Source organism: Mesorhizobium sangaii (assembly GCF_014207355.1).
Taxonomy (GTDB): Bacteria; Pseudomonadota; Alphaproteobacteria; order Rhizobiales; family Rhizobiaceae; genus Mesorhizobium; species Mesorhizobium sangaii.
On record NZ_JACHEF010000002.1, the window covers coordinates 604,795 to 629,697 of the forward strand.

At 64.0% G+C, this 24,903-nt stretch carries 26 protein-coding genes; 17 read left to right on the forward strand and 9 right to left on the reverse strand.

All coding sequences use genetic code 11. The features are described 5' to 3' along the window. Nucleotides 1-27 precede the first annotated feature (27 nt). Complete coding sequence (locus tag HNQ71_RS12020; protein WP_184872785.1) at nucleotides 28-2,031, reverse strand: PhoX family protein; 2,004 nt, start codon at nucleotides 2,029-2,031, stop codon at nucleotides 28-30. Nucleotides 2,032-2,354: 323 nt separating this feature from the next. On the opposite strand from HNQ71_RS12020, the gene HNQ71_RS12025 reads away from it, so the two are divergent. Next, complete coding sequence (locus tag HNQ71_RS12025; protein ID WP_184872786.1) at nucleotides 2,355-2,837, forward strand: hypothetical protein; 483 nt, start codon at nucleotides 2,355-2,357, stop codon at nucleotides 2,835-2,837. A 311-nt stretch (nucleotides 2,838-3,148) separates the two neighbouring features. Continuing rightward, on the forward strand, nucleotides 3,149-3,697 hold the full coding sequence (locus HNQ71_RS12030; RefSeq protein WP_184872787.1) for a hypothetical protein: 549 nt from the start codon (nucleotides 3,149-3,151) through the stop codon (nucleotides 3,695-3,697). Between the two features lie 215 nt (nucleotides 3,698-3,912). Here the strand turns inward: HNQ71_RS12030 and HNQ71_RS12035 are convergent, their stop codons facing one another. Both HNQ71_RS12035 and HNQ71_RS12040 read right to left on the reverse strand, forming a co-directional pair. Next, entirely contained in the window at nucleotides 3,913-4,575 is a 663-nt protein-coding gene (locus tag HNQ71_RS12035) for a response regulator (RefSeq protein WP_184872788.1), read from the reverse strand. Continuing rightward, nucleotides 4,572-5,963, reverse strand: coding sequence for a sensor histidine kinase (locus HNQ71_RS12040; RefSeq protein ID WP_184872789.1), 1,392 nt, complete (start codon nucleotides 5,961-5,963; stop codon nucleotides 4,572-4,574). Before HNQ71_RS12040 ends, HNQ71_RS12035 begins: the two co-directional genes overlap by 4 nt. 168 nt (nucleotides 5,964-6,131) lie before the next feature. Between HNQ71_RS12040 and HNQ71_RS12045 the strand changes: the two genes are divergently transcribed. The 6 genes from HNQ71_RS12045 to HNQ71_RS12070 all read left to right on the forward strand — a co-directional run bounded on the left by HNQ71_RS12045 (nucleotide 6,132) and on the right by HNQ71_RS12070 (nucleotide 11,451). Next, the gene (locus HNQ71_RS12045; RefSeq protein WP_095083841.1) at nucleotides 6,132-6,473 is read left to right on the forward strand and encodes a hypothetical protein; all 342 of its coding nucleotides are present in this window, start codon (nucleotides 6,132-6,134) and stop codon (nucleotides 6,471-6,473) included. Between the two features lie 14 nt (nucleotides 6,474-6,487). Then, a complete protein-coding gene (locus HNQ71_RS12050) occupies nucleotides 6,488-7,180 on the forward strand; it encodes a phosphatase PAP2 family protein (RefSeq protein WP_184872790.1) in 693 nt (230 codons plus the stop codon). A 296-nt stretch (nucleotides 7,181-7,476) separates the two neighbouring features. Next, the gene (locus HNQ71_RS12055) at nucleotides 7,477-7,755 is read left to right on the forward strand and encodes a helix-turn-helix domain-containing protein (protein ID WP_184872791.1); all 279 of its coding nucleotides are present in this window, start codon (nucleotides 7,477-7,479) and stop codon (nucleotides 7,753-7,755) included. Between the two features lie 67 nt (nucleotides 7,756-7,822). Beyond that, nucleotides 7,823-9,559 carry a SulP family inorganic anion transporter gene (locus HNQ71_RS12060; protein ID WP_184872792.1) on the forward strand — a complete coding sequence of 579 codons (1,737 nt, stop codon included), beginning with the start codon at nucleotides 7,823-7,825 and terminating at the stop codon, nucleotides 9,557-9,559. 139 nt (nucleotides 9,560-9,698) lie between these two features. Further along, entirely contained in the window at nucleotides 9,699-10,070 is a 372-nt protein-coding gene (locus HNQ71_RS12065) for a YciI family protein (RefSeq protein WP_184872793.1), read from the forward strand. A gap of 115 nt (nucleotides 10,071-10,185) precedes the next feature. Then, on the forward strand, nucleotides 10,186-11,451 hold the full coding sequence (locus HNQ71_RS12070; RefSeq protein WP_184872794.1) for an RNA polymerase sigma factor: 1,266 nt from the start codon (nucleotides 10,186-10,188) through the stop codon (nucleotides 11,449-11,451). On the opposite strand, the gene HNQ71_RS12075 is transcribed toward HNQ71_RS12070, so the two are convergent. Continuing rightward, nucleotides 11,448-11,867: a DOPA 4,5-dioxygenase family protein gene (locus HNQ71_RS12075; protein ID WP_343068152.1), complete on the reverse strand. Its 420-nt coding sequence runs from the start codon at nucleotides 11,865-11,867 to the stop codon at nucleotides 11,448-11,450. The two genes, HNQ71_RS12070 and HNQ71_RS12075, sit on opposite strands and share 4 nt — an antisense overlap. A 199-nt stretch (nucleotides 11,868-12,066) precedes the next feature. Between HNQ71_RS12075 and HNQ71_RS12080 the strand changes: the two genes are divergently transcribed. The 6 genes from HNQ71_RS12080 (at nucleotide 12,067) to HNQ71_RS12105 (ending at nucleotide 18,276) form a co-directional block, all read left to right on the forward strand. Continuing rightward, nucleotides 12,067-13,644, forward strand: coding sequence for an HD domain-containing phosphohydrolase (locus HNQ71_RS12080; protein ID WP_184872796.1), 1,578 nt, complete (start codon nucleotides 12,067-12,069; stop codon nucleotides 13,642-13,644). A gap of 92 nt (nucleotides 13,645-13,736) precedes the next feature. After that, on the forward strand, nucleotides 13,737-14,009 hold the full coding sequence (locus tag HNQ71_RS12085) for a hypothetical protein (RefSeq protein ID WP_184872797.1): 273 nt from the start codon (nucleotides 13,737-13,739) through the stop codon (nucleotides 14,007-14,009). Nucleotides 14,010-14,089: 80 nt separating this feature from the next. Beyond that, entirely contained in the window at nucleotides 14,090-15,223 is a 1,134-nt protein-coding gene (locus HNQ71_RS12090; protein ID WP_184872798.1) for a substrate-binding protein, read from the forward strand. Nucleotides 15,224-15,443: 220 nt separating this feature from the next. After that, a complete protein-coding gene (locus HNQ71_RS12095; RefSeq protein ID WP_184872799.1) occupies nucleotides 15,444-16,340 on the forward strand; it encodes an aminoglycoside phosphotransferase family protein in 897 nt (298 codons plus the stop codon). A 128-nt stretch (nucleotides 16,341-16,468) separates the two neighbouring features. Next, entirely contained in the window at nucleotides 16,469-17,617 is a 1,149-nt protein-coding gene (locus HNQ71_RS12100; RefSeq protein ID WP_184872800.1) for an amidohydrolase, read from the forward strand. Nucleotides 17,618-17,802: 185 nt separating this feature from the next. Then, on the forward strand, nucleotides 17,803-18,276 hold the full coding sequence (locus HNQ71_RS12105) for a VOC family protein (RefSeq protein WP_184873321.1): 474 nt from the start codon (nucleotides 17,803-17,805) through the stop codon (nucleotides 18,274-18,276). Nucleotides 18,277-18,288: 12 nt separating this feature from the next. Here the strand turns inward: HNQ71_RS12105 and HNQ71_RS12110 are convergent, their stop codons facing one another. The 4 genes from HNQ71_RS12110 to HNQ71_RS12125 form a co-directional block, all read right to left on the reverse strand. Beyond that, complete coding sequence (locus tag HNQ71_RS12110) at nucleotides 18,289-19,215, reverse strand: DMT family transporter (RefSeq protein ID WP_184872801.1); 927 nt, start codon at nucleotides 19,213-19,215, stop codon at nucleotides 18,289-18,291. A 109-nt stretch (nucleotides 19,216-19,324) separates the two neighbouring features. Then, a complete protein-coding gene (locus HNQ71_RS12115) occupies nucleotides 19,325-19,927 on the reverse strand; it encodes a DNA-3-methyladenine glycosylase (RefSeq protein WP_184872802.1) in 603 nt (200 codons plus the stop codon). Nucleotides 19,928-19,945: 18 nt separating this feature from the next. Continuing rightward, the gene (locus HNQ71_RS12120) at nucleotides 19,946-20,326 is read right to left on the reverse strand and encodes a nuclear transport factor 2 family protein (protein WP_184872803.1); all 381 of its coding nucleotides are present in this window, start codon (nucleotides 20,324-20,326) and stop codon (nucleotides 19,946-19,948) included. Nucleotides 20,327-20,415: 89 nt separating this feature from the next. Beyond that, nucleotides 20,416-21,270, reverse strand: a complete 855-nt coding sequence (locus HNQ71_RS12125; protein WP_184872804.1) for an SMP-30/gluconolactonase/LRE family protein — start codon at nucleotides 21,268-21,270, stop codon at nucleotides 20,416-20,418. A gap of 113 nt (nucleotides 21,271-21,383) precedes the next feature. Here HNQ71_RS12125 and HNQ71_RS12130 point away from each other — a divergent pair, with 113 nt between their 5' ends. The 3 genes from HNQ71_RS12130 to HNQ71_RS34840 all read left to right on the forward strand — a co-directional run bounded on the left by HNQ71_RS12130 (nucleotide 21,384) and on the right by HNQ71_RS34840 (nucleotide 23,908). Next, a complete protein-coding gene (locus HNQ71_RS12130) occupies nucleotides 21,384-22,184 on the forward strand; it encodes a helix-turn-helix domain-containing protein (protein WP_184872805.1) in 801 nt (266 codons plus the stop codon). A gap of 353 nt (nucleotides 22,185-22,537) precedes the next feature. Next, nucleotides 22,538-22,957, forward strand: coding sequence for a hypothetical protein (locus HNQ71_RS34835; RefSeq protein WP_246461477.1), 420 nt, complete (start codon nucleotides 22,538-22,540; stop codon nucleotides 22,955-22,957). 48 nt (nucleotides 22,958-23,005) lie between these two features. Beyond that, nucleotides 23,006-23,908, forward strand: coding sequence for an adenylate/guanylate cyclase domain-containing protein (locus HNQ71_RS34840; RefSeq protein ID WP_343068154.1), 903 nt, complete (start codon nucleotides 23,006-23,008; stop codon nucleotides 23,906-23,908). Between the two features lie 71 nt (nucleotides 23,909-23,979). On the opposite strand, the gene HNQ71_RS12140 is transcribed toward HNQ71_RS34840, so the two are convergent. After that, nucleotides 23,980-24,807, reverse strand: coding sequence for a C40 family peptidase (locus HNQ71_RS12140; protein WP_095083829.1), 828 nt, complete (start codon nucleotides 24,805-24,807; stop codon nucleotides 23,980-23,982). Between the last annotated feature and the right edge of the window lie 96 nt (nucleotides 24,808-24,903).

Genomic DNA, 24,903 nt, shown 5'->3' on the forward strand with positions numbered 1-24,903 from the left:
CCCTCCCCGGGATTGCGGTGCCTGATATCAAACCGCGATCTTGCCGCCGCCCTGTTTGGTGATGGCGACGACCGCCGGCCGCACCGGCATGTCGGGCTTGAAGTCGGGCCAGCGCGTCGACAGGTCCTCATAGTAGGACGGGCGGCCAAACGCTTCCCAGTCCTCGCCGCCGTCGCCCGGATGCTGGACGGCGACAAAGGCGGTCTGATCGTCAGGCGCAAACAGCGGGCCGCACATTTCGGCGCCGATCGGCACGCGGAAGAACAGTTTCGAGGTTGCCCGCGCCGAGCCTTCGGTGTCGACCGCCCACAGCCCATCGGTGCGGCCGGTGGTCTTTGGGCTCTGGCCGTCGGTGGCGACCCACAGGCGTCCGGCCGAATCGACCGCGCAATTGTCGGGCATGCCGAACCAGCCATTGGCCGTCGTCGCCGTCGAGAAGGTGGCGCCGACATCGGCCACCGCCGGATCGCCGCATTTCAGAAGCACTTCCCACTTGCCCGTGGTGGCAGTGAAATCGCCGCCGTCCTCGGCGATCTCGATGATGTGGCCGAAAGCGTTTTCAGCGCGCGGGTTGGCGGCGTCGACCTGGTCGGCCTTGCGCTTCGAATTGTTGGTCAGCATGACATAGACCTTGCCGTTGACGGCGTTGGGCTGGATGTCCTCTGGGCGGTCCATCTTGGTGGCGCCGAGCAGGTCGGCGGCGCGGCGCGTCTCGATCAGCACGTCGGCCTGGCTGGCAAAGCCGTTTTCGGCGGTCAACGGCCCCTGGCCGAAGACGATAGGCAGCCATTCGACCGAGCCGTCTTCCGCGAACTTGGCGACATGCAGCGTGCCGTCGTCGAGCAGATCCTTGTTGGCCGCGAGGTCATTGGGATTGAACTTACCGCTGGTGACGAACTTGTAGGCATAGTCGAAGCGCTCGTCGTCGCCGAGATAGAAGACGACGCGGCCATCCTTGGCGACGATCGATTCGGCGCCCTCGTGCTTGAAGCGGCCCATGGCGGTGCGCTTCCTCGGCGTCGAGGTCGGATCGTTGACGTCGACTTCGACGATCCAGCCGAAACGGTTGGCCTCGTTCGGCTCCTTTGCCAGATCGAAGCGGTCATAGTGCGCCGCCCATTCATAGGCGCCTTCGGGAATGCCGAGGCGCTTGTAATTGGCGGCTTCCTGGTGGCCCTCGGGCAATTCCCCGGAGAAATAGCCGTGGATGTTCTCCTCGGCCATCACATAGGTGCCCCACGGCGTGACGCCGCCGGCGCAATTGTTGAAGGTGCCGAAAACCTTCGTGCCCAACGGGTCGGCATTGGTCTTGACGCGATCATGGCCAGCAACCGGGCCGGACAGCGCCATTTCGGTGTTGGAAGTAATGCGGCGGTTGAGCTTGCCGTCGCGCACCACTTGCCATTTGCCGCCGTCCTTGCGGATCTCGACGATGGTGCCGCCATGCGCCGCCATCTCGACATCGACCTGTTCCTTGCTGAGCGGCGCGACGTCGGCCGACTTCTTGCCGTCCTTCTCGACGATCTTGACGATGCCCGGGAACATAAGATGCGGGTTGGTGTATTCGTGATTGACGACCAGCAGGCCGTGTTCGGCCGAGCCGTCGATCGCGATGTAGCCGACATAGTCGTTGTTGTAGCCGAACTGTTTTGCCTGCGCCTGCGCCGACTGCTTCGTCGGGTCGAACTCCGGCGAATCGGCAAACAGCGGATCGCCCCAGCGCAGCAGCACATCGGCATCGTAGCCCGGCGCGACATGGTGCTTGTCGTCGATGCCGGCCTCCAGCTCGTCGAACGCGAAGGCAGAGCCTTCGGCGGCCCGGGCCTGGTCGGCGCTGACCAGCGCCAGCGGGCTGACGGTGGCGGCGATAGCCGAGACGGCCAGCGAGCCTTTCAGGAAACCACGGCGCGAGAACCGCGCGGCGATGATCTCGCCCATGGTGCGGTTGTTGGTAGGATTGGTGGCCGGGCCGGCGTTTTCCTCGAGCAGGCTGGTGCGGAATTTGGCGTCGGGGGAGCGGTGTTCGGTCATCTGGCTTGCCTCTGGCTTTGCGGGTGGCTGGAGCGTATTGCCTGTTCGACCCCCTTATAGTCACCTGATCACATTTTCGTGACATCAAAGCCTTTCAGCCGCGACAGCATTCCGTGACGTCGGCTAAGCACTCTGCGATCAGCACGTGGCGCTGGGACAAAGGTCCCTTGTCAGGCCCGGCAAAGGTCCGTTGGCGGCACCGCATCGGTCGTGGGCCGGTTACGCGAGGCCGCCATGTCGGCGATGGTGGGTTCCTTGCGAAAACGCTAGCGGTGAAGTCCGCCTGCCTGAAATCCGCCGGCCTGATCGAAGAGGAGACCAGGATGCGCAGATCGATCGCGACCCGCTGTTGCTGGCTGGCGCTGAGGGCGACCTCGGCACTGGCGCTGGCCATCGCCCCCTATCAACTCGCTTTCCACGGCTCTGATCCCGGCATCGTTGCCGCAAGCGCGCATGCCAGGGACGGCGGACATGGCGGTGGCGGTGGAGGTGGCGGCGGAAGCGGCAGTGGCGGGAGTGGCGGCAGCGGAAACGGTAACTCCGGAAACGCTGGTGGAGCCAATGGCGCCAGCGACGACCACGGCGCAGCCGGCAATTCCGGGGTCGGCAAAGGTCACGACGATCACGTCAATGCGAAAACCGGCGACAGGGTCGAAGTGGACGGCAACAAGATCGAGGTCCTGCATCCCGACGGCATCACGGAAGAGATCGAGAACGGCCGTTTTCAGATGAAGGATGCACTCGGCCGCACGATTGTCGAACGTCCGGCGACGGCAAACGACATCAGTCGTCTTCGGGCCTTGTGAAGTAGAAGGCCCTGCGAAGTCAGCCGGGGAACGACCAGTTTGACAAGTCACCTCCGCCGCCCCCGGCGGAGGTGACTTGATGTTCGGCGGCATCAGGTAAGCCACCTTTCGTTCGGCGATGGCGGTCGCCGCCGTCCATACAAGGCATATATTAGCACAAGCTTGGGACTTTAGTCCAATCTTGCGCTTGCAAAGGTCCTGGGTGACAAGCGCAACGGTCGGATACGGCTTTCGGGTATCTTTTCTTTCGGCGATGCTGGTGCAACTCCAACGTCGACGGTGGCACGCCAGCTCAATCGACGGAGATCACCATGCATAGATCGATCACGACCCGTTGTTGCCGGCTGGCGCTCAGATCGGCGGCCGCGCTGGCGCTGACCATCGCTCCCTATCAGATTGACCTCCACGGCTCCGCTCCTGGCATCCACGCGGCTAGCGCACAGGCCGGCAAGGGCGGCGGTGGCGGCGGCAATGGTGGTGGCGGCGGCGGCGGTGGTGGCGGAAACGGTGGCAACAGCGGCGGCAATGGCAACGGCGGCAATAGCGGCGGCAACGGTGGCAACGGGAACGGTAACAGCGGCAATAGCGGCGGTAACGGAAACGGCAAAGGAAATAGCGGCACCGCCAGCGGCAACTCTAAATCCAACCAGGGGCAGAGCGAAAATGCCAACGGCAGTCATGTCAACGCCAAAACCGGTGACGTGGTCGACGTGGAGGGCAAGACGATCACGGTCCTGCATCCCGACGGCATAACGGAAACGATCGAGAATGGCCGTTTCAGGATGGAGGATTCGCTCGGGCGCACGATCATCGATCGCGGAGTCACGCCGGCTGATGTCAGCCGCCTCAAAGCCTTGTGAAGTTGGCCAACAGGCAACGGCCGGCTTCACACGTCACCTCCGCCGCCCCCGGCGGAGGTGACCTCTCTTTTGTCACCCGGTTTCCGGCTGATGCGTGTCGCCCAGAAGCAGGGGCAACGACATGCATAAAAACAAAGACTTAAGGCGCGTCACCGGATAGAGCGGTTCGGCGTTTCCGTGAAACGGTGAGCCGCTCTCGGGATGGCCGAAGCCCCTTAAGAATGGTTCCGGTCCCGGTCGCGAGACTCACGCATCATCAAGGCTGCTTCGGTGCGGTTTCGCACATTGAGTTTCGACAGCACGCCGGTCATGTGATGCTTCACGGTCTTCTCCTGCAGCTCCAGCCGCAAGGCAACTTCCTTGTTGCTTAACCCCTCCGCCACCAGACGCAGGATTTCTGCCTGTCGCTCGGTGAGTTGCCGCAGCCGGTCCACTATGCCGTCGGTCGGCTGCAGGGACTGGAGATCCGAAAGCAGGCGGGCCGACAGCGTCGGCGAAAGATAGCTTTCTCCGGCCGCCACGCTGTGCAGGATGTCGGCGAGCGCGCGCGACCCGACACCTTTGAGGACATAGCCACGCACCCCCGCGTTCAGGGCCTTGGTCACATCGGCATTGGCCTCCGAAACGGTCAGCATGACGATCTTCTGGGCGGGATGGCTGGCGAGGATGCTTGCGACCGCGGCCAGACCACCGCCCGGCATCGAGATATCGAGCAGCAGAATGTCCGGCCGCACCGTCGAGACGATGCGTTCGGCATCCTGCGCCGTGGCGCCCTCGCCAACCATCTCGAAGCCACCGATTTCCGTCAGGCTGCGCGTCACGCCCTCGCGAAAAAGGGGATGATCGTCGACAATGGCAATGCGAACGGCGCCGATCATGCTTGCTCCTCGACCGATAGACGGATCACCAATCGCGTGCCGTGCGGCCCGGTCAGGGTTTCGAACTGGCCGCCAATGCTTTCGACCCGCTCTCTGAGCCCGGCGAGCCCGAGGCCCTCGACGCGTGCCGGATCGAAGCCCGGTCCGCCGTCCGAGACCTCAACGAAAAGCCTGCTGCCTTTCATCCCCGCACTCACCGCCTGATCCTTGCCTCGCCCGTGGCGATAGGCATTGTTCAACCCTTCCTGCACGAAACGATAGATGCTGATCTTCTCGGAGGCGCCGGGTTCTGGCAAGTGCCCGGCCAGCGTCAGTGTCACCGACGTCCCCGTCCTCATCTCGTGTTCGTTGACAGCCAGACGCAGGATGTCCGTTGTGGCAGCCGTCTCGATCTGCGGCAAGACGAGGCCGGTGCAGATACCGCGTATTTCGCGCATCGCGTCTTCCAGCGTCTTGCGGATCATCGCGACCTCGGTCGAGCGGCTTTCGCCCGAATGGCCATCGGAGGAGAACACCGGGCTATCCATGCGCAGCGCCGCCAGCGCGACGAGTTGGGCCGGACCGTCATGCAGGTCGGCGCCGATGCGGCGAAGGTATCTTTCGTTGAGCGCGGTGGCGCGGCGGGACGCCCGCTGCACGCGGACCCGCAAGGCGTTGTTTTGGGCCACCAAGCCCTGCAGCTCCGACACCTGGCGGCGCAGCGCCCCGCGCTGATCGTCGATGGTGCGGCTGCCGCGCAGGACGATGCCGGACAGGAGCAGAAACGCCGCCAGGGTCGCGCCGGCCACGATCAGCCAGCTTGACAGCAAGGCCGAAGCCAGGGTGGCTTTGAAATCGTCGGCGACCTCGTAGAATTCGGTGACGGCCACCACTTCGCCGGACCACGGCTCGCGTACGGGATTGTAGATTTCGAGCAACGGCAAGCCGATCGCCTCAGCCTGGCTTTCGTTCTCGTCGAACGTATCGAACTGGGCGACGACATTACCCTCGAAGGCGGAACGCAAACCGGGGCTCAGATCGAAACGGTGGCCGATCAAACCGGCCTCCTTCGCATAGAGAACCGTGCCGTCACGGCGCCAGAGCCTGAACGATACAATGCGCTTGCCGAGCGCGCCCTGGCCGAGCGTCTCGTCGAGCGCTTGTTTGACGCTATCGCTGAGTTCCTGGCTCTTGCGCAGGTCGGGCAGCAGCGGCGCGATCACGCTGTCGACATAGAGGGCCGTCGTGGCAGCCGAGTTGCGGATGACGCCGTCCCGGATCTGTGTCGTCACCCAGGCGCCCACCACCAGCATGACGGCCAGAAGGCCAAAGCCGCCGGCAACGAGGAATTGCAGTGCGAGAGAAAGCTCGCTCCAGCGTCGCAACAAGTTTTGCAGAATACGAATCATGGCCCCCGACCGCCCTTCAATCGACAGGCTGGGCGATACCGGCACTTTGAGCTTCCATCTTGCCGTTGCCAAGCCTTCGTTTGATCAACGTCGCTTGACGTTCCGGCGTGCTTCGGAAACAAGTCCGCGATACACGCGGCGCGAGCCGCTCCGAGAGGGGACAGGACGTTGAGTTTTTCGGGGCTGCTGCAGCTTGGCTTTTCGACGGTGATCTTCCTGCTGGCGGCGATGGCGGCCAAGCAATGGGGCATGGCGCCGAGCCTGGGCAAGATCCTGCTAACGCTGGCGCTCTATTCGCTGGGCAATCTGGTCATGCTGCGGCTGATCCGCGAATTCGGCATGTCGGTGTCGTTCAGCCTCTCGGCCGTCATCCAGCTGGTCTCGGTGAATGTCGTCGCCCTGATGTTCTTCGGCGAGCGCGTCAACACGCTACAGGCGACCGGCATCGTGCTGGCGATCGCCGCCGTGGCGCTGATCACACTCGGGCCCTATCTGCAAGGGCGGCTGTAACGGGCGGGTTGCCGATGAAGAATGCCGCGAATGCACTGTTGAACCGGGTCGAATTTCCGGTGCTGCTGGCCGGCCTGGTCATCGCCGGCTGCCTGTGGGGGTTCGAGGAGTTGATGGAGGTGGCGCGAGCGACCACTCCGCACGCCTTCGACACCGAAATCCTGCTCGCCTTCCGCCAGCCGGGTCAGCCGGGTGTGCCGATTGGCCCGCTTTGGCTGGAGGGCGCCATGCGCGACATCACCAGCCTCGGCAGCTCGGCCGTGCTGGTGCTGATCACGGCTGCGACGATCGTCTATCTGCTGTTGATCCGCCGGCCGGCCACGGCGCTGCTCGTCTTCGTCGCGGTGGCTGGCGGTCAGGTGCTGTCGAGCCTGCTCAAACTCGGTGTCGACCGGCCGCGGCCCGAACTCGTTTCGCATCTGGTCAACGAGACCTCGCTGTCCTTTCCGAGCGGTCACGCCATGCTGTCTGCAGTGACCTATCTGACGCTCGGCTCGCTGGCGGCGAGTTTTCTGCCGGGAAGGGTGACGAAGATCTACGTGTTGTCGCTTGCCGTGCTGACGACGCTGCTGGTCGGCGTCAGCCGCATCTATCTCGGGGTCCACTGGCCGTCGGATGTGCTGGCCGGCTGGTGCGCCGGCTTCACCTGGGCAATGCTGTGCTGGTTGGCGGCCCGCGCGTTGCAGCGGGGTGCGGACGGCGCCTGAACGGCGAAAGCGAAATTGCGGATTGACGGCCCCGAGCAGAAATCAAATCAGTCGGTTGATCAGCCCATGTCCGCAGCCTGCCAGCAAAAGAACCACCGACAGCAAGCATGCCGATGTCATGAAGGTCCTGAAAAGACTCAACCGCGTCACCCCCTGCCCAGATGGAAGACCCTAGCTCGAAATCATCCGACAAAATGGACAGGCGCTTACGTCTCAGACATTCATATTGATGCTTGAAACATCACAATGATGGTATTATACGCTATATCCGCAGACTCAGACGGGGATTTCGGCCGATGATCACTGCCGCGCAGATGCGCGCCGCAAGGGCGCTGGCCGGCATCGATCAAAAGACGCTAGCCGAACGCGCCGGCGTTTCGCTTCCGACCATCCAGCGCATGGAGGCGAGCGACGGTGTGGTCAGGGGCGTGGTCGATACGCTGATGAAGGTCATCCAGGCTCTCGACGAGGCCGGGGTGGAGCTGATCGGCGAGAACCAGACCAGCGAGCGCGGCGGCAGGGGCGTGCGCCTCAAGCCTGTCGTGCAGCCGGATTCAAAGGCTGAGCCGGCATAACGTCGCGACGGCGACCGCCGACAGTCCTGCCGACGATCCCGCCGCCTTCTGGAGCGGAAACCAGTCCATGGATCAGGCGCAGCGGGCAGTGCATCAACCGGGCCAGAGGTCGGCCCAGAAGTCGGCTAAGCCTACATTTTCGGAATTGTTCACGCCAAAGCTGGTGACGGTCTGGCGCGAGGGCTACCATCTGCCGCAGTTCAGGGCCGACTTCATGTCCGGCCTGACCGTCGCCATCGTCGCGTTGCCGCTGTCGATGGCGATCGCGATTGCCTCGGGCGTGACGCCGGAGCGTGGCCTCTACACCTCGATCATCGGTGGGTTCATCATTTCGGCGCTCGGCGGCAGCCGCTTCCAGATCGGTGGGCCCGCCGGCGCCTTCATCGTGCTGGTGGCAGCGACGGTGGCCCGGGTCGGCGTCGACGGGCTGTTGCTGGCGACTATGATGGCCGGCGTTTTCCTGCTCGCCATCGGCTATCTCCGCCTCGGCACTTACATCAAGTTCATCCCCTATCCGGTGACGGTCGGCTTCACCGCCGGCATCGCCGTCATCATCTTTTCAGGACAGATCGTCGAATTGTTCGGACTGAAACTTACCGGCAAGGAGCCTGGACCGCTGGTGCCGAAGCTGATGGCGATCGGTGAGGCGGCCGGCACCATCAACCTCGCCGCGACCTTCGTGGCGGTGTTGACCATCGTCACCATCGCCGGCCTGAAGCGCTGGCGGCCGACATGGCCCGCCATGCTCATCGCCATCGGCCTGGCCTCGCTGGTGGTGGCGCTGTTAGCGCTGCCAGCGGAGACGATAGGCACCCGCTTCGGCGGCATCCCACGCAGCCTGCAAATGCCTGCCTTGCCGCCGGTCAGCCTGGGCAGGATGATTGACGTGCTGCCGGATGCCATAGCCTTTGCCCTGCTCGGCGCGATCGAATCGCTGCTGTCGGCCGTAGTCGCCGATGGTATGACCGGGCGACGGCACCGTTCCAACTGTGAGCTGGTGGCGCAAGGCTTCGCCAACATCGCCTCGGCCCTGTTTGGCGGCATCTGCACCACCGGCACCATCGCCCGCACGGCGACCAATGTGCGGGCCGGCGCGCATGGACCGATTTCTGGCATGATCCACTCCGCCATCCTGCTTGCGCTGATGCTGGTGGCCGCGCCGCTCGCCAGCTACATCCCGCTTGCCGCCCTTGCCGGCGTGCTGGCGGTGGTGTGCTGGAACATGTTCGAGAAGCAGGCTTTCGCCACGCTGCTGCGCGCGTCGCGCGGCGACGCGCTGGTGCTGATGGTGACCTTCCTGCTCGTCGTCTTCCGCGACTTGACCGAAGGCATCGTCGTCGGCTTCGTGCTGGGGTCGATCCTGTTCATCGACCGCATGGCCAAGTCGATCGCGGTCGAGGCGGACTTGCCGCTGGTGCAGGAGGATGTCGCCGACAGCAGCGGCCGCGCCTATGATGCCAGCGAGGCAAGCGACGTCGACACCGTCGTCTACCGCATTTCGGGCGCGTTCTTCTTCGGCGCCGCATCGACTGTCGGCACCGTGCTCGACCGCATCGCCGACCAGCGCAAGAATTTCATCCTCGACTGCTCGGCCGTGCCGTTCCTCGATTCGACCGCGGCCAATGTCATCGAGGGCGCCGCCGACAAGGCCAGGCGCGCCGGTGTCCGCTTCATCATATCGGGCGCCACGCCGCAGACACGACGCATGCTGATCAACCACGGCGTCAAGCGGCCGCTGGTGACCTACGCCGCCTCGATCCGGGACGCGCGGGCGCAGCTGAACGGGAAACGAGAGACGCAGTAGGGGTCGGGATCTGCCGGCCGGTGACGCGCCTTGCGCCTCAACCGTCGAAGAAATTTGCGGGACGATGTCGATTTCCGTAGACCCCGTTCGTCGTTTCGATGCCAGGCCGTTGAGGCAGGCTCAAAACAGGAGACAGACGATGCGAGTGATGGTGTTCGTGAAGGCGACCGAAGACAGCGAAAAGGGCTTTGCTCCTACGCCGGAGACGATGGCGATGATGCAGGCGATGGGCAAGTACAATGACGAGCTGCGCAATGCCGGCATCCTGCTCACCGCCGACGGCCTCAAGCCCTCCTCGGAAGGCAAGCGTATTGCGTTCGATGGTCCCGGGCGCAGGGTCATCGACGGGCCTTTCGCCGAGACTCGCGAGCTGGTCGCCGGCTTCTGGCTTTGGGAAGTCAAGGACATGGATGAGGCGGTGGCCTGGGTGAAGCGCTGCCCCAACCCCATGCCGGGACCAAGCGAGATCGAAATCCGGCCGCTGTACGAGATGGCCGATTGGCAGGAGTAGCTGACGCCGGAGGTCATGGAATCCATGACCGACCCGCGCGAAGCTCAGCGGCACCAGCGACTGTCGGCCGGAGCCTGCTTGCCTGCCTTATAGCTCTGGCGGACAATGCGGCGGCATGACTGCAGGCGAGACGCACCAGGCGATCGAAGCGATTTTTCGCATTGAACGGGCCCGGCTCATCGCCGGTCTGGCCCGCGTCGTGCGCAATGTCGACCTTGCGGAGGAACTGGCACAGGACGCCCTGGTCATTGCCTTGTCGCAATGGCCCGGGACCGGTGTCCCAGCCAATCCCGGCGCCTGGCTGATGACGGTGGCCAAACGCCGGGCCATCGACGCGATCCGTCGCGACAAGATGCGCGTGCGCAAGCATGAGGAGATCGCGCGCGAGCTGGACGGCGAGGTCGACGACACGCCCGGGATGATCGAAGCGGCCATGAACGACGATCTTGGCGACGAGCTGCTGGGCCTCATCTTCACGGCCTGCCATCCCGTGCTTTCGGCCGATGCCCGCGCGGCGCTCACGCTGCGTGTCATCGGCGGTCTGACGACGGACGAGATCGCCCGTGCCTTCCTCTCGACTGGGGCGGCGATCGCCCAGCGCATCGTTCGCGCCAAGAGGACGATCGGCAAGGCCGGATTGAGTTTCGAGGTGCCGCGCGGCGTCGAGCGAATGGCGCGGCTCTCCTCGGTGCTGGAGGTCATCTACCTCATCTTCAATGAAGGCTATGCCGCCACGGTGGGCGACGATCTTGTCCGGCCGGGCCTCTGCCGGGAAGCGCAACGGCTGGGCCGCATGCTGGCGGGGCTGATGCCCGACGATGCCGAAGTGTTCGGCCTGCTGGCCCTGATGGAAATCCAGGCGTCGCGCCTGCCGGCACGCCTCGGCCCGGACGGTGCCCTGGTGCCGCTGACCGGGCAGGATCGCGCACGCTGGGACCAGTTGCTGATCCGCAGGGGCCTTGACGCGCTGGCCCGCGCCGAGGCGCTCGGGGGCGATGGCCCCTATGCATTGCAAGCCGCGCTCGCGGCCTGCCATGCGCGCGCACGCAGTCCGGCCGATACCGACTGGCCCCGCATCGCGGCGCTCTACGACCGGCTGCGGGCCGTGATGCCCACGCCGGTGGTCGATCTCAATCGAGCGGTCGCCCACAGCATGGCCTTCGGGCCCGAAGCGGGCTTGCGGCTGGTGGACGAGATCGCCGACGCCGCCGCGCTGCGCAACTATGCGCCATTGCCGGCGGCGAGGGGCGACTTCCTGTTTCGGGCCGGCCGGCTGGCCGAGGCCCGCTCCGAATTCGAGACCGCGGCCAAACTGACCCGCAACATGCGGGAAGCCGCCTTTCTCCTCGCCCGGGCGGACGCTTGCGCTGAGAACGGCTAGGCCGAGAGGGACGGGTTGGTGTTAGGCGGCAGCGCCTCTTCCGCCTCATGATCGTCCGGAAGACTATCGCCGTTCACTGCCAGCGGCCGTCCGATCCAGATCGGATCGACCAGATGGTCGCGCCGCGGGTTGGTCGTGTTCGGATGGATGAGTACGCTGAGACCCCTATGGTTCAGCATCAGCCACGGAACGAGTGAGGCGAAAACCTCGTTGGCAAATGAGACCTGGTACATTGCCTGATCATGCGGCCCAACGTTCTGCTCATGCCAATTGCCCAGGCGCACGCGGAAACGCTCGCCGATGCGAAGGCGCAGCCATTCGGCAAGGTGTCGCTCGCCTTGCCCGTCGTAGTAGATATGGGCATGATAGCTGGCAATCTCGGCAAGCGGCCTTGGACTGGCGGCGTCTTCGTTCACGTCGATAGTCTCCTTCGATGATTGTCGCTTTCGGCGCAACTGTACCCGAAGCACGGACGCCTTGTCTGCAACTGGTGCGGGTTCGTTCGAGTTCGGTCCGGTTTGTCTGTCTCTCCCAGGATAGCACATCGGGCTTGGGATTTTTCCCCTAGGTGTTGACGGCACGCGGGACTAGCATGGGGCTCACTGGGGGTGTGCGATGGCAGACGTCTCGATACGCCGCGCGGACTTCATGATGGTCCTGGCCTATGCTTCGGACCTCGCCACCGGTCATTCTCGCGACTTCGCGCTGAAATCCTGCGTGCTTGCAATGCGGATCGCCGAGCTTGCCGGTGTTTCCGATGAAGTTCGGCGCAATGCCTACCACCAGTCGATGCTGCGCTATGTCGGCTGCAATGCCGACACGGACCTGCTGTCGGCCACCTTCGGCGACGAAATCGCACTCCGCCAGGATCTTGTCGGTCTCGACATGGGCAACCGTGCGGAACTGGGCAGGGTCTTCGTGCAGGCCTTCAAGCGGTTCTACTACGATCTCGACCCTGACGCGCAGGCCAGGGCGATCGAGGCCGCGATGTCGCAGGCGCTCGCGGTGGCCCGCCCGGTGCTGACAGCGCATTGCGAGGTTGCGCAGCGGATCGGCGAGCGGCTCGGCCTGTCCGACGAGATCCGGCGCAATCTTGGACAGATCTACGAACGCTGGGACGGCAAAGGCCTGCCGCGCGGGCTGAGCGGCGAGGATGTCCTGCCGGCCGTGCGGCTGATCACATTGGCGCAGGATGCGATTGCGCTCAGCGATGCCATCGGCATCGACGGGATGGCCGAGACCATCGCCAGTCGCGGCGATGGCCCATACGAAGCGGAACTGGCCCGGCTCGTCGCGGCCAACGCGGCGGCGCTGATGGAGGGCATCGGCGCGACGGTCGACCGCGAGACCATTTTGGCGCTTGAGCCCGATCCGCCGGTGACCCTGGATGAGGCGGCTTGCGATGAGGCTTTCCTCGCCATCGCCGACATGATCGACATGCGCATGCCGTTCACGCATGGTCATTCGCGGATGGTGGCGGAACTGGCGGAGGGCGCAGGACAAGGGATCGGGCTGCCCGCCGCTGACGTTCGCGCGCTGCGCTGGTCGGGCTGCATCCATGATATCGGCGAACTGGTGGTGCCGGTGGCGACCTGGATGCGCAACGGCCCGCTGTCGGTTCGCGAGCGCGACGCGGCACAGCTGCACGCCTATTACGGCGAACGGGCGCTGGCCTCGTTCGGCCGCGAAGGCGATGCGATGGGCGCCCTTGTGCTTCGCCATCACGAACGTCTGGATGGCTCGGGCTATCACCGCAAGGTCGGCGCTTCCGACCTGTCGCCTGCGGCAAGGATCCTGGCTGCTGCCGAAGCATTCCAGACGTCGCGGGAGGAACGTCCGCACCGCAAGGCGCTGCCTAGTGAGGCGGCGGCGGCACAGTTGCGCGCAGCCGTTCGTGAGGGCTGCATCTGCCCCGACGCCGCCGAGGCCGTGTTGTCCTTCGCCGGGCAGCCATCGCGCCGGGTGCCGCCGCGGGCGCTGGCCGGCATGACGCCTCGCGAGATCGAGGTTCTGCGCCTGATCGCCGCTGGCCTCACCGCGAAGGAGGCGGCACGCAGGCTCGACATCTCGCCCAAGACGGCGGACCACCATATCCAGAGCGTCTATTCAAAGATCGGCGTGACCACCCGCGCCGCCGCCGCGCTCTACGCGGTCGAGCACGGCCTTATCCGACCGGGCGAAACGCAGGCATAGGGAATCCACCCCATGTGCACCCGCTCCAGTGCGCGCATCGTGGATCCTGTCGACGGATCAATGGTGGCCGCGACTGATAGGAGGGTAAACCGATGCTTCTCGCAACGACCAAGGTGGCGGATGTCGACCGCTTCATCCGGATCTTTTCGACCAAGGGCGCCGACAAGCGCCGGCTGCACGGCTCGAACGGCGCAACCGTGTTCCGCGACCCCAGCGAGGCGGACCGCGTCTGGGCCATCTTCGACTGGGATGCCGAGGGCTGGAAGAATTTCGTGTCGGATCCGGAGGTGCCGGCGATCCTGCAGGAAGCCGGCCATGTCGGCAAGCCGCAGGCCGCACTGCTGCTCGGCCACTACGAGGCCTGAGGTCCCGCACTGCGCGCCGCCTGGCGTCCGGCGGCGTCCGGCGGCGCGCTTGACCAACCCCCCAGATTTGGAGAAATCAAATGGATCCGAAACCCATCAAGATCGGCCTTATCGCCGAACTCACCGGCCCCTTGTCCTTCATGGGCATCGCCAACGCGAATCTCACGACAATGCTCGTCGACGACATCAACGCCGGGGGCGGTCTTCTCGGCCGGCCGGTGAAGCTGGTCATCGAGGATGGCGAAACCGTCGAAAGCGTTGCCAAGGCAAGGACCGCGAAACTGATCGACGTCGACAAGGTCGATGTGGTCGTTGGCGGCATCTACAGCTCGACCCGCCAGGCCATCAAGAGCGAGGCGGTAACGCGAGGCAGGACGCTCTATATCTACACCGAGCAGTACGAGGGACAGGAAAACGATCCCTTGATCTTCTGCACGGGTCCGGTGCCCGCGCAGCAGGTCGAACCGTTGATCCCATGGCTTATGAAAAGCACCGGGGCGAAGCGGTTCTATTTTCCGTCGGCCGACTACATCTGGCCCCATCTGCTGAACAAGGCGGCAAGCCGGGTGGTGCGCGCCAACGGCGGCGAGATCGTCGGCGAGGAGTATTTTCCGCTCGACACCGTCGATTTCCGGCGAACGGTGCAGCAGATCATGGCGAGTGGCGCCGACGTGGTCTTCAACACCATCGTCCCGCCGGGCCTGACGCCATTCCTTGACGAACTGCACAAGGCCGGTTTCGGCAAGCGGGGCGGCAAGATCGTCTGCACCTACTTCGACGAGAACTTCTTCAACCTTGTGCCGTCCGAGCAGATCGAGGGCCTCTACAGCTGCCTCGACTATTACCAGGAACTCGAGGATCCGTTTGGCCGCGCGCTCTTGCGACGCTACAGCGATCGATTCCCCGGCAGCGCGATGCTGACCGCCGGCAGCGGCTGCACCGGCCACTACCGCGCGATCAGGATGTGGGAAGCGGCAGTGAAGGAGGCCGGCACGGTGGAGCGCGACGCGGTCATCCGGGCGCTCGATCACGCCCGCATAAGCGAGGGGCCTGGCGGCCCTGCCAAAATGGTTCCGGGCCAGCACCATGTTTGCATGAACATGTACATCGCACAGGCGCAGGGCGGTCGATTCCGGGTGGTGAAGAACTTGGGTCCGATCGATCCCAACGAGCGCGTGCTTAGCGACGAATTCCAGCCAAGCAAGGCGGGGTGACTGGGCGGCGGGGCGGCTTCCTGTTTCGGGCCGGGCGACCGGCGGCTCCAAGACCGAAAGCCGCCAGTCCGTTCCCGGCCCTGGGCTGCCGGTCTGAAAAGCGCCTGTTTCAGACATTTTGGGATCTATTGCGAAGACATGGAAGCGGACATTGGTCCCTGCATTCGCTAAACCACCAAACGATTTGCCCTTCATGCCGAGCTCGGCAGGACGAGAACTCATGATGCATGACGATCAGGTCTCTATCGACATCGATATCGCCCGCCAGATGATCCGCGATCAGTTTCCCCAGTATCGTCATGAGGACATCACCCCGGTCAGATCGTCGGGAACCGTCAATGCCATCTTCCGCATTGGCTCGAAGAGCACGGCGCGGTTCCCACTGCGGGCGATGAATCCGGCCGAATGCGCCGATATGCTTCGGTCGGAGGCCGCCGCTATGGTCGAGCTTGGAGAACATTGCCTGTTTCCGACGCCTCAACCGATTGGGCTCGGCGAGCCAGGTCCCCACTATCCAATGCCATGGGCATTGCAAACGTGGATTGAAGGCGAGGTCGCCACGCCGCAAGGGCTAAGCGGATCGACGACGTTCGCCCTGGACCTTGGACACCTCGTGGCATCGTTGCGCCAAGCGGACACACGGGGCCGACCCTTCGATGGGCAAGGACGTGGTGGACAACTCTCCGATCATGACGATTGGATGAATGTTTGCTTTGAAAACAGCGAGGGCCTTCTCGATGTGATCAGACTGCGCGATTTGTGGGCTCGCTTCCGCGAGTTGCCATCCGCTGGGCCTGTCGTGATGAGTCATAAGGACCTTATCCCAGCAAACCTTCTCGTGCAGGGCGAGCGTCTTGTCGGAGTGCTTGATGGCGGCAGTTTCGGACCAGCCGACCCGTCGCTGGATTTGGTCGTCGCGTGGCATCTTCTGGACCGCGAGCGAAGGACGACCTTTCGGTGGGGCCTTCAAGTTGAGGACCTTTGGTGGAAGCGTGGTGCTGCTTGGGCATTCCAGCAGGCAATGGGTCTCGTCTGGTATTACCATCGCACCAACCCCGCCATGAGTGCGCTGGGGCGCAGCACGATCTCTCGCATTCTCGATGATCCCGACATCTGAACTCTGGTAGTCGGCGCGCGCCATTCCGGAACTCGCTCTGGCACAACCCGCTCCGGATTGACCGCCTCTGTCGCTTGGCGAAAGTTTCACCGCGTGTGTTATGCAGAGCGCAAGCGGAGGCGGAAAACGTGACCCTGACCAATCGAGACATCGTCGAGCTCACGGCGTGGCGGCGCCAACTGCACCGGCGTCCGGAAATCTCGAATGAGGAGGAGAGGACCGCGAAAGAGGTCGTCGACTTCCTCGCCGATACGGGGCCGGACGAGGTGCTGACCGGCTTGGGCGGGCACGGCGTCGCGGCGGTCTACGAAAGCGGCAAGGCGGGACCAACGCTGTTGTTCCGCTCGGAACTCGATGCGCTGCCGATCCACGAACTTTCGGGCGCGCCACATGCATCGCTGGTGCCGGGCAAGTCGCATATGTGCGGTCATGACGGACACACCGCAATCCTGGCAGCGCTTGGCCGTCAGCTGGGGCGCGAGAGGCCGGCTCGCGGCCGTGTCGTGCTGATGTTCCAGCCGGCGGAAGAAACCGGCAACGGCGCGGCCGGCGTCGTCGCCGATCCGCGCTTCGGCGCGATCGCGCCGGATTTCGCGTTCTCACTGCACAATCTGCCGGGCGTGCCGCTCGGCGAGGTCCGGCTCAAGACGGGGGTGGTGAACTGTGCCTCGCGCGGCATGCGCATCGTGCTGGAGGGCAAGACCGCGCATTCGTCGATGCCCGAGACCGGCATCTCGCCCATGATGGCAATCAGCCAATTGATGCCGGCCCTGCCCGCGCTCGGGCGCGGAACCTTTGCCGACGACGACTTCAGCATGGTCACCGTCACCCATGTCGAGATGGGCGAAGCCGTGTTCGGCATTGCGCCCGGCCAGGCCGAGATCTGGGCGACGCTGCGCACCCGGCGCGACGACCGCATGGCCAATTTGTGCGCCGCCGCGGAAGCCCTGGTCACGCGCATCGCCGCCGAGCATCGTTTGTCGCACCGGTGCGACTATCACGAGGTGTTCCTGGCCAGCGTCAACGCGCCGGAGGCGGTGGAGCATCTGCGGCGAGCACTCGACGAGGAGGGCGTCCCGCACGGCGAAGAAAACCTGCCGATGCGTGCCTCGGAAGATTTCGGCGTGTTCGGCCACAAGGCGGCATCGGCGATGTTCTTCCTTGGCGCGGGCGAACGGCACCCGGCGCTGCACAATCCCGATTATGATTTTCCCGACGACCTGATCCCGATCGGTTCAAAAGTGTTCATGCGGACGCTGCGAAACCTTCTTGGCTAACGCCGGCCACGGTCAACTCGAATGGAGGAAACCCGGCTCACAGGAACATCGTTTCGTGGACGGAACATCCGATGGCATGAGCGCATTCTTTGTACGCACCGTCGAGGCCGACTGTGAATCGTCGCCGGGGTGCGTGGGAAATCGGGCCGCAACTGATACAAAAGGGAAAGGGACAAGCAATGGCAATTGCCAAGAACACGATCTGCCTGTGGTACGACAAGGATGCGGAGGCTGCAGCCCGCTTCTACGCCGAGACTTTTCCCGACAGCTCGGTGAGTGCCGTCCATCGTGCGCCCAGCGACTACCCGTCCGGCAAGGCGGGCGATGTGCTGACGGTCGAATTCACGGTCGCCGGCATCCCCTGCCTCGGCCTCAATGGCGGGCCGGTGTTCAAGCACAACGAAGCCTTCTCGTTCCAGATCGCCACCGACGATCAGCAGGAGACCGACCGCTACTGGAACGCCATCGTCGGCAATGGCGGCCAGGAAAGCGCATGCGGCTGGTGCAAGGACAGATGGGGCGTCTCCTGGCAGATCACGCCGCGCGTGCTGACCGAGGCGATGGCTGCCGGCGGCGATGAAGCAAAACGCGCCTTTGATGCGATGATGGACATGAAGAAAATCGACGTCGCCGCCATCGAGGCCGCGCAGCGCGACTGACGACAGGCCCTGTCAGACTGTCGCCTCGATCGGCTCGGCAAGCTTCGGGTTTGCGCGTGCCGCGATCAGGCAGCCGGCGACGATCAGGCATGCTCCTGTCAGCGTGGTCCAGGTCGCCGCCTCGTCGAAGAAGAACCAGCCAAGCGCGATCGCCCAGATGAAGGCCGAGTATTCCGTCGGGATCAGATATTGCGCCTCGGCGCGGGCGTAGGACCAGCTCATCAGAAATTGCCCGGCAAGCGACAGCACCGTCACCCCGGCCAGGGGAAGCCAAAGATTGGTCGGCAGCGCCACCGCGAGCCACGGCGCGGCGAGGCCGAGGAGGATGGCCACGCAAAGGTTCTGGAACAACATGATCTCGACTGGCTTGGCCAACTGCGCCTGTTGCCGCGCCAGGATCAGATTGTAGCCGTAGAACACCGTCGATACGAGCACCGCCGCCGTGCCCAGCATGGCATCCTGCGAATAGCTTTCCCGCCCGAACTGGCCGGCCATTATGATCGCGACGCCGGCAATGCCGGCCAGCGATGCCCAGATCGCCTGCCGCCGGATTCGTTCGCCCAGCAACAACGCGGCGAGGAAGAGGGCGAACAGGGGCGCGACGAAGCTGAGCCCGATCGCCTCCGCCAGCGGCAGCCTGGCCAGACCCCAAAAGAAGCACATCAGGACGATGCCGACGACAGCGGCGCGCAGCGCATGCAACCGTAGCACCGCAAGGGTTGGCTTTGAGCGCGGCCCAGCAGACCAAGCCGCACCGGCGACGACGGTCGCGACCATGCTGCGCCACAGCACGGTGTTGTAGACGCCGACGGCGATGACCAGGGTCTTCATCGCCGCATCCATCCCCGACAGCAGGAAGATCGCGAACGCGCACACCAGCACCGGCGTCATCGGGGCGACGGCGCCGGCCAGGCTGGGGGTCTTGACGGCTTCACTCATGTGCAGCCGGATATCTCAGAGGAAACGGCAGGACCAGATGGCAGCCCCGTCCATATGGCGGTCCAATCCCGACCGGCTTTTTGTCCGCCGAGTCAGGGGGTGGTGCTCCCTATTCGTTGAGCGATCTCGGACCGCTGACGAACGGGCTCCCCCTGACGTAAAATCGCAGCAGGCGGCTCGCGTCCCGCGAAATACCGATCCTGGTACTCCGCCCGATTTCGCCGGGCTCGTCGTCGTCACCATGTCCGAGCCACAGCGGGCCGCGCTGGCAAAGATCGAGCCCGTCGAGCGAACGATCGATCCGCAACGCCGTGGCGAGCCTTCCCGGTCCTCGCGCCAGGTCGCGCAAGCGCTCGATGCCGCGATTGAGCCGCATGATGGCGATGCCTTCGAGCGGCTCGAGCGCCCGAATCAGGACGCCGGTTCCGATCCCGGGCACGTCGCTCGAGACATTCAGCATGTATGAGATGCCGTAGGCGAGATAGACATAGGCGTGGCCGGGCTCGAGAAACAGCGAACGGTTGCGCGGGGTCATCCCCCGGTAGCCATGCCCGGCGGCATCGCCCACGACATAGGCCTCGGTCTCGACAATGCGGCCGCTGGCGATGCCTTCCGGTAACTCCCGCACCACCACCTTGCCTATGAGATAGCGGGCGAGAGCGGCCGTATCGTTAGGCAGCTCCGGGCGGGCGAGTGGGCGGTGGATGACCATCCTTATGGCGGCCAGGGTTCAGGGAATCCGCTCGACCCATTGCGCGCGCGAAGGCCCCGGCTCGAACGGATCGCCGAAATACTGCGTCTCGCGGGCCACCTTGCCATCGAGGAACTCCATGATGCTCACCGTGTAGGACGGCCGCCCGTCATAGGCCAGGACATATTCAGTGACCCAGAGGTCGCCCGCACCGGTGATCCGCCGCACCGTGAAGCGCTTCCGGTTCGGCTGTGCTGCGCGAGACGATTGAATCTTGCGCCGCCCGCGGATGCGCTCGCCCGATTGCGGATAATCGAGCACCGCATCCTCCCGGTAAATCTCGTGCTCCGCCTCGAAATCGTTCGCGTCTGAGGCCGCCCAATGGCGATCCAGAGCCGCGCGAATCTCCCCGTCGTCCATATCGAAACTCCTTCACCGCCGATGGGGCCGGCGTATCGTATGCCGGCCTGGGCCGGGACGAGCCGGCTAACAATACCGCGAGACAGCTCTCAGTCGAGTGTCAGTGCAGCCACTTCGCCTTCATTCATCAGCGGCACGAAAATGGTCGACTTGCCGTCGGTGCCGATGTCGGCGCTGCCTGGCTTGAAATGCGCCAGCGTTTCGGGAGCGGCGCCGGCACGGTAGCGGTAGAGCGTGCCGGTCATGTAGGCGGTGGCGTAGATGGTGTCGCCGATGGCGATGACGCCGTCGAGGTTGGCGAATTTCTGCGCGCCGGGCAGAGGCGAAACCGCCTTGCTGGCGAGATCGACCGACAGCAGCCCGCCCGGTTCGGCCGTGCTGAAATCGGGCTTGATGCCCTTGCCCCAGGAGGCCACGATCAGCCGGCTGCCGTCGGCGAAGACGCCGTTGGGCGAAGCCAGCGCCGCATCCCTGACGAACAGCTCCGGCTGGTCGCCGTCGATGCGGTAGATGGCGTCGGCCAGCATGTCGGTGACATAGACCTTGCCGGATCGGTCTGATGTCATGTCGTTGAGGAAGACCGCATTCGGTACCGTGATGCTGGAAACCAGTTTTCCGCTGGCGAGATCGACGACGCGGACCTTGGTGATGTCGGCGACATAGAGCTTGCCGCCCGATATCGCCATGCCCTTGGGCGCATCCATGCCGTCGGTCCAGTGCTGGGCGACCGTCTTGCCGTCGGTGGACAGCACCGAGAGATAGCCGTTGCCGTCGGCATCGCCGGGATTGCCGACGATGTTGGAGACGATGATGCGGTTGTTGGCGGCGTCGAACAGCGCCGATTCCGGCTGTTCGAGGCCCGTCGCGCGCCAGAGTTCGCCAGCCTGGGCGGCGGGCGCCGCCACAATGCCGATGATTGCGAAAAGGGGGATGAAGCGGTTCATGAGTGCTCTCCTGTGATGACGGGGAAGAGCTACGGTTTTCGATACTTTCAGAAAAGGCCGATTACCGCTAGTATCGTAAATCGATACCAAACTGCCGGCAAGAGGTGCATCCGATGAACGGTCTGATCTTCGAGGCACTGAAGCGGACGCTGAAGGCCAAGGGCGTCACCTATCGCCAGCTTGCCGAACGCATGGGCGTTTCCGAACCGACGGTGAAGCGCATCTTCCACGAGCGCAACTGCAAGCTCGACCGGCTGATGGAGATCTGCACGGCTGCCGGCGTCGAACTGGAAAACGTGCTCGGCTCGATGAACCGCGGGCCGGGGCCGGTCAACCACATCGCGCCGGACATCGAGCGCAAGCTCGCCGGCCGGCCGGCGCTGCTGTTCATCTTCGTCATGCTGTCGGAAAAATTCACCCCCGAAGGCATCATGCGCTCGCAAGGCCTGAGCGAGGCCTCGATGTTCCTCTATCTGCGCGATCTGGAGGAACTCGGTCTGATCGCCCTCGGCCGGGGTCTCACGGCAAGATTGCTGGTCGAGACGCCGATCCAGTGGAATTTCGAAGGGCCGCTGAGGCCGCTGTTCGAGATGACCAACAAGAATTTCATCGGCTGGGCCATCACCCATCTCGAGCGGGAAGCAACCTTCGTCAGCTTCTCCAGGCGGATGCGGCCGGAGACGGCGGAGATGGTGCGGCGCGAGGCGGAGGAGCTCGCCGGGCGTGTCAAATTGCTTGCCCACCACGACCAGCACACCACGCCGGAGGATGGATTGGTCGGCTACAAATGGACGTTCGCGTTTGGTGCAACACCGTTTCCGGCGATCATGCCGATTGGGCCGCATCCGCGCGATGCCGGAGCGTTCGATCGGCCCGCCGCCCCTGCAAAGGGACGCCGCCCGTTACCGGCCTGACACGGCCAATCATCCCGAGCAGGATAGGGCGCGTTGGGATAGAACAGATCCGGCACCAACACGGTATAGCCCTCTGCAGCCAAGCGTTCCGCCATGCCGCCCAGCGCCGGCCGAACGCATCCATGCAGAGAATAACGCCGGGCGCTGCGGTTTTTTGGTGACCTGAACAGGGAAGTTCCGCCTGTCCTGCTTCGGTTTTCACCATGATCTTTTTTCCGGATATTATAGCTCTCTGCAGCCTCGTTTCAGAATGAAATCACATTCATGATAGAGTTCGCGCACTGATTTGTCAGACTGTAGAGGGCGGGTTTGCCGAATGCGTGGCACGTCCCCCGTGAAATCGAAGTGATCCTATGCCGACCGCGCCAACACTTGAACTTCGCCGCCATTCGCGCCTGAAAAATTTGCGGGCGCGCGCAGAACGCCAGGGTGCTGCATTGCAGTTCTGGGCGCGTACGGCATCGCTCGCTGTGATCGCCTGCTTCTTTTCATTGATCAGCCGCTGGGATGCTTCGCTGCTCTTCGTGCTGACGGGCCTCGTGCTGTTCCAGCTCATCGGCCTGATCCAGTTTCTCTTTGCGCGCCGTCGCACGGCGCGATGGTGGATCGGTTACCTCGTCGGTACGCTGGACATCATTCTGTTGACCGTTCTGCTGGTAACGCCCAACCCGTTTTCCCTGGAGGTCGCGCCGGCCGCGATGCAACTGCGCGAGGGCAGCTTCAAATTCCTGCTGATTTTCGTATGCCTTGGCGCGCTGACCCTTTCGACATGATTGGCGCTCTATCTTGGCGCGCTCGCGGCCTTGACATGGGCGATCGGGGTGGGATGGGTGATTTATCATCCGGGAACCGTCATTCCGGCGACGAACCTCTATTCGCTGCCGATGACAGAGCGACTGAACCTTTATCTCAACCCCAATTTCGTCGATACATTTGCGCAGGCGACCAACGTGTTGGTTGTGCTGATTATCGGCGCGATCATGGCGCTGGTCGTCTTTCGTTCCCGACATCTGTCGGAAGACTATGTGAAGGCAGAGCGCGCCCGCGCCAATCTCGCCCGGCATTTTTCGCCCAATGTCGTCGACCAGCTCGCCACCGATGACGAGCCCTTCGGCCCGGTCCGCCGGCAGGATATCGCGGTGCTGTTCGCCGACATCGTCGGCTTCACACACTATTCCGAGGATCATCCGGCCGAAGCAGTGTTCGAACTTCTGCGTCAGTTCCACCGTCGCATGGAACAGGTCGTTTTCGACCACCATGGCACCGTCGATAACTATATCGGCGATTGCATCATGGCGACATTCGGGGTTCCGCAAGCCAGCCATGACGACGCGACTCGGGCCATCCAGTGCGCTGAAGCGATGGTCGCCGCTCTCGAAGACTGGAATGTACAGCGGGTGTCCAGGGGATACCCGCCGCTGGACGTTCGGATCGGTGCACAATATGGCGCAGTTGTCATCGGCGCGGTCGGCAGCGAGCGCAATCTGTCCTTCGCGGTGGTTGGCGACACCGTCAACGTCGCCAGCCGTTTGCAATCACTATGCCGTGAGCTCCGGGCGAATATTTGCTTTGGGTCAGGACTGATTGACGCCGCGAAGGCGGAATCGCCCACGACACAGTTGAATGCGCGCGATCATGGACCGGTGAGCATCCGGGGCCGGGACGAACCGGTCCATGTCTGGATCGAACATAGAGCCGAAAACCAGGGTGCGGTTTCGGCGTAATGTAGGCCGCCATGTGAAACGCCTGCATCCCGGCTGGATGGCGGTGGGCCGCGCCATAAGGGGCATGTCCATCACGTGTCTGAGGCGATTGCCCCAGCCTTTGCGGCTGCGGCGTCTGAGCTTGCCTTGTCGTCCCACGTCACCGCCCGGTAGTCGAAACCATATTCCAGCGTCGGCTTGACGATGCGGAAATAGGGCGACAGGTCGAAATCGCGCGGCGTGTAGAGCGAGTGGTGGCGGATATGCAGGATTTCCCTGCGTGAATAGTTGGACTGCGCCGAAGCACGGCCGGGCGCGCGGGTGATTTCGGGCAGGATCGGATAGCGGATCTGGCCGTAGGCCTCGGCGATCAGCGAGGAACAGATGGCCCGTGTCGGGTCGCCGGAGCCGAATGCCAGCATGCGACGGCGCCAGCGCACCGGCACCGGCGGTGCCGGCAGGAAGTAACGCAGCATGTCGAGGATGTTCTTGAGATCGTATTTCAGGCCGAGCTTGCCGATCATGAAGGCGACGACCCTGTCGCGGTCCTCCGGCGCCAGGCCGCTCGCCCGGCAGATGCGGGTGTTGTAGGTGCGATAGCGCGACAGCGGCACGGCCACGCAGCCTTCGCCCATCGAGACCTCGATCAGCCGCGGCCGCTCCGTTCCGTCTTGCGGCTCGGGCAACGCGTCGCCGACATAAAGGGCCGCATGCGACCAGGTCGACTGGGTCAGGTACTTGATCACCGCCGAGATCTTCTGGTTGCCCTCGATCAGCAGGATGTCGCCGGGCTCCAGCGCACGGCGCAGCGTCTCGGCATCGGACGGGGTATAGGGTTCGTAGCCGGAAGACTCTTCCTGCAGCGCGCCGGCGAGCCGGCGGCCAAGTCGATCCAGAAGGGTGTCTCTGAGCTCGGTCATGCCAAATGCCGATTAGCACGGGCAGGCGCTGGGTTCCAGCGGGAGGGTGGTTGCGCCGACGTCAGCTCCCCTCCACGAGGGGAGAAGGGAGAGGAC

Coding starts and splice junctions, on each gene's coding strand:
- HNQ71_RS12020 (WP_184872785.1), bottom strand. CDS start 2,031: ATGACCGAACACCGCTCCCCCGACGCCAAATTCCGCACCAGCCTGCTC.
- HNQ71_RS12025 (WP_184872786.1), top strand. CDS start 2,355: ATGCGCAGATCGATCGCGACCCGCTGTTGCTGGCTGGCGCTGAGGGCG.
- HNQ71_RS12030 (WP_184872787.1), top strand. CDS start 3,149: ATGCATAGATCGATCACGACCCGTTGTTGCCGGCTGGCGCTCAGATCG.
- HNQ71_RS12035 (WP_184872788.1), bottom strand. CDS start 4,575: ATGATCGGCGCCGTTCGCATTGCCATTGTCGACGATCATCCCCTTTTT.
- HNQ71_RS12040 (WP_184872789.1), bottom strand. CDS start 5,963: ATGATTCGTATTCTGCAAAACTTGTTGCGACGCTGGAGCGAGCTTTCT.
- HNQ71_RS12050 (WP_184872790.1), top strand. CDS start 6,488: ATGAAGAATGCCGCGAATGCACTGTTGAACCGGGTCGAATTTCCGGTG.
- HNQ71_RS12055 (WP_184872791.1), top strand. CDS start 7,477: ATGATCACTGCCGCGCAGATGCGCGCCGCAAGGGCGCTGGCCGGCATC.
- HNQ71_RS12060 (WP_184872792.1), top strand. CDS start 7,823: ATGGATCAGGCGCAGCGGGCAGTGCATCAACCGGGCCAGAGGTCGGCC.
- HNQ71_RS12065 (WP_184872793.1), top strand. CDS start 9,699: ATGCGAGTGATGGTGTTCGTGAAGGCGACCGAAGACAGCGAAAAGGGC.
- HNQ71_RS12070 (WP_184872794.1), top strand. CDS start 10,186: ATGACTGCAGGCGAGACGCACCAGGCGATCGAAGCGATTTTTCGCATT.
- HNQ71_RS12080 (WP_184872796.1), top strand. CDS start 12,067: ATGGCAGACGTCTCGATACGCCGCGCGGACTTCATGATGGTCCTGGCC.
- HNQ71_RS12085 (WP_184872797.1), top strand. CDS start 13,737: ATGCTTCTCGCAACGACCAAGGTGGCGGATGTCGACCGCTTCATCCGG.
- HNQ71_RS12090 (WP_184872798.1), top strand. CDS start 14,090: ATGGATCCGAAACCCATCAAGATCGGCCTTATCGCCGAACTCACCGGC.
- HNQ71_RS12095 (WP_184872799.1), top strand. CDS start 15,444: ATGATGCATGACGATCAGGTCTCTATCGACATCGATATCGCCCGCCAG.
- HNQ71_RS12110 (WP_184872801.1), bottom strand. CDS start 19,215: ATGAGTGAAGCCGTCAAGACCCCCAGCCTGGCCGGCGCCGTCGCCCCG.
- HNQ71_RS12115 (WP_184872802.1), bottom strand. CDS start 19,927: ATGGTCATCCACCGCCCACTCGCCCGCCCGGAGCTGCCTAACGATACG.
- HNQ71_RS12120 (WP_184872803.1), bottom strand. CDS start 20,326: ATGGACGACGGGGAGATTCGCGCGGCTCTGGATCGCCATTGGGCGGCC.
- HNQ71_RS12125 (WP_184872804.1), bottom strand. CDS start 21,270: ATGAACCGCTTCATCCCCCTTTTCGCAATCATCGGCATTGTGGCGGCG.
- HNQ71_RS12130 (WP_184872805.1), top strand. CDS start 21,384: ATGAACGGTCTGATCTTCGAGGCACTGAAGCGGACGCTGAAGGCCAAG.
- HNQ71_RS34835 (WP_246461477.1), top strand. CDS start 22,538: ATGCCGACCGCGCCAACACTTGAACTTCGCCGCCATTCGCGCCTGAAA.
- HNQ71_RS12140 (WP_095083829.1), bottom strand. CDS start 24,807: ATGACCGAGCTCAGAGACACCCTTCTGGATCGACTTGGCCGCCGGCTC.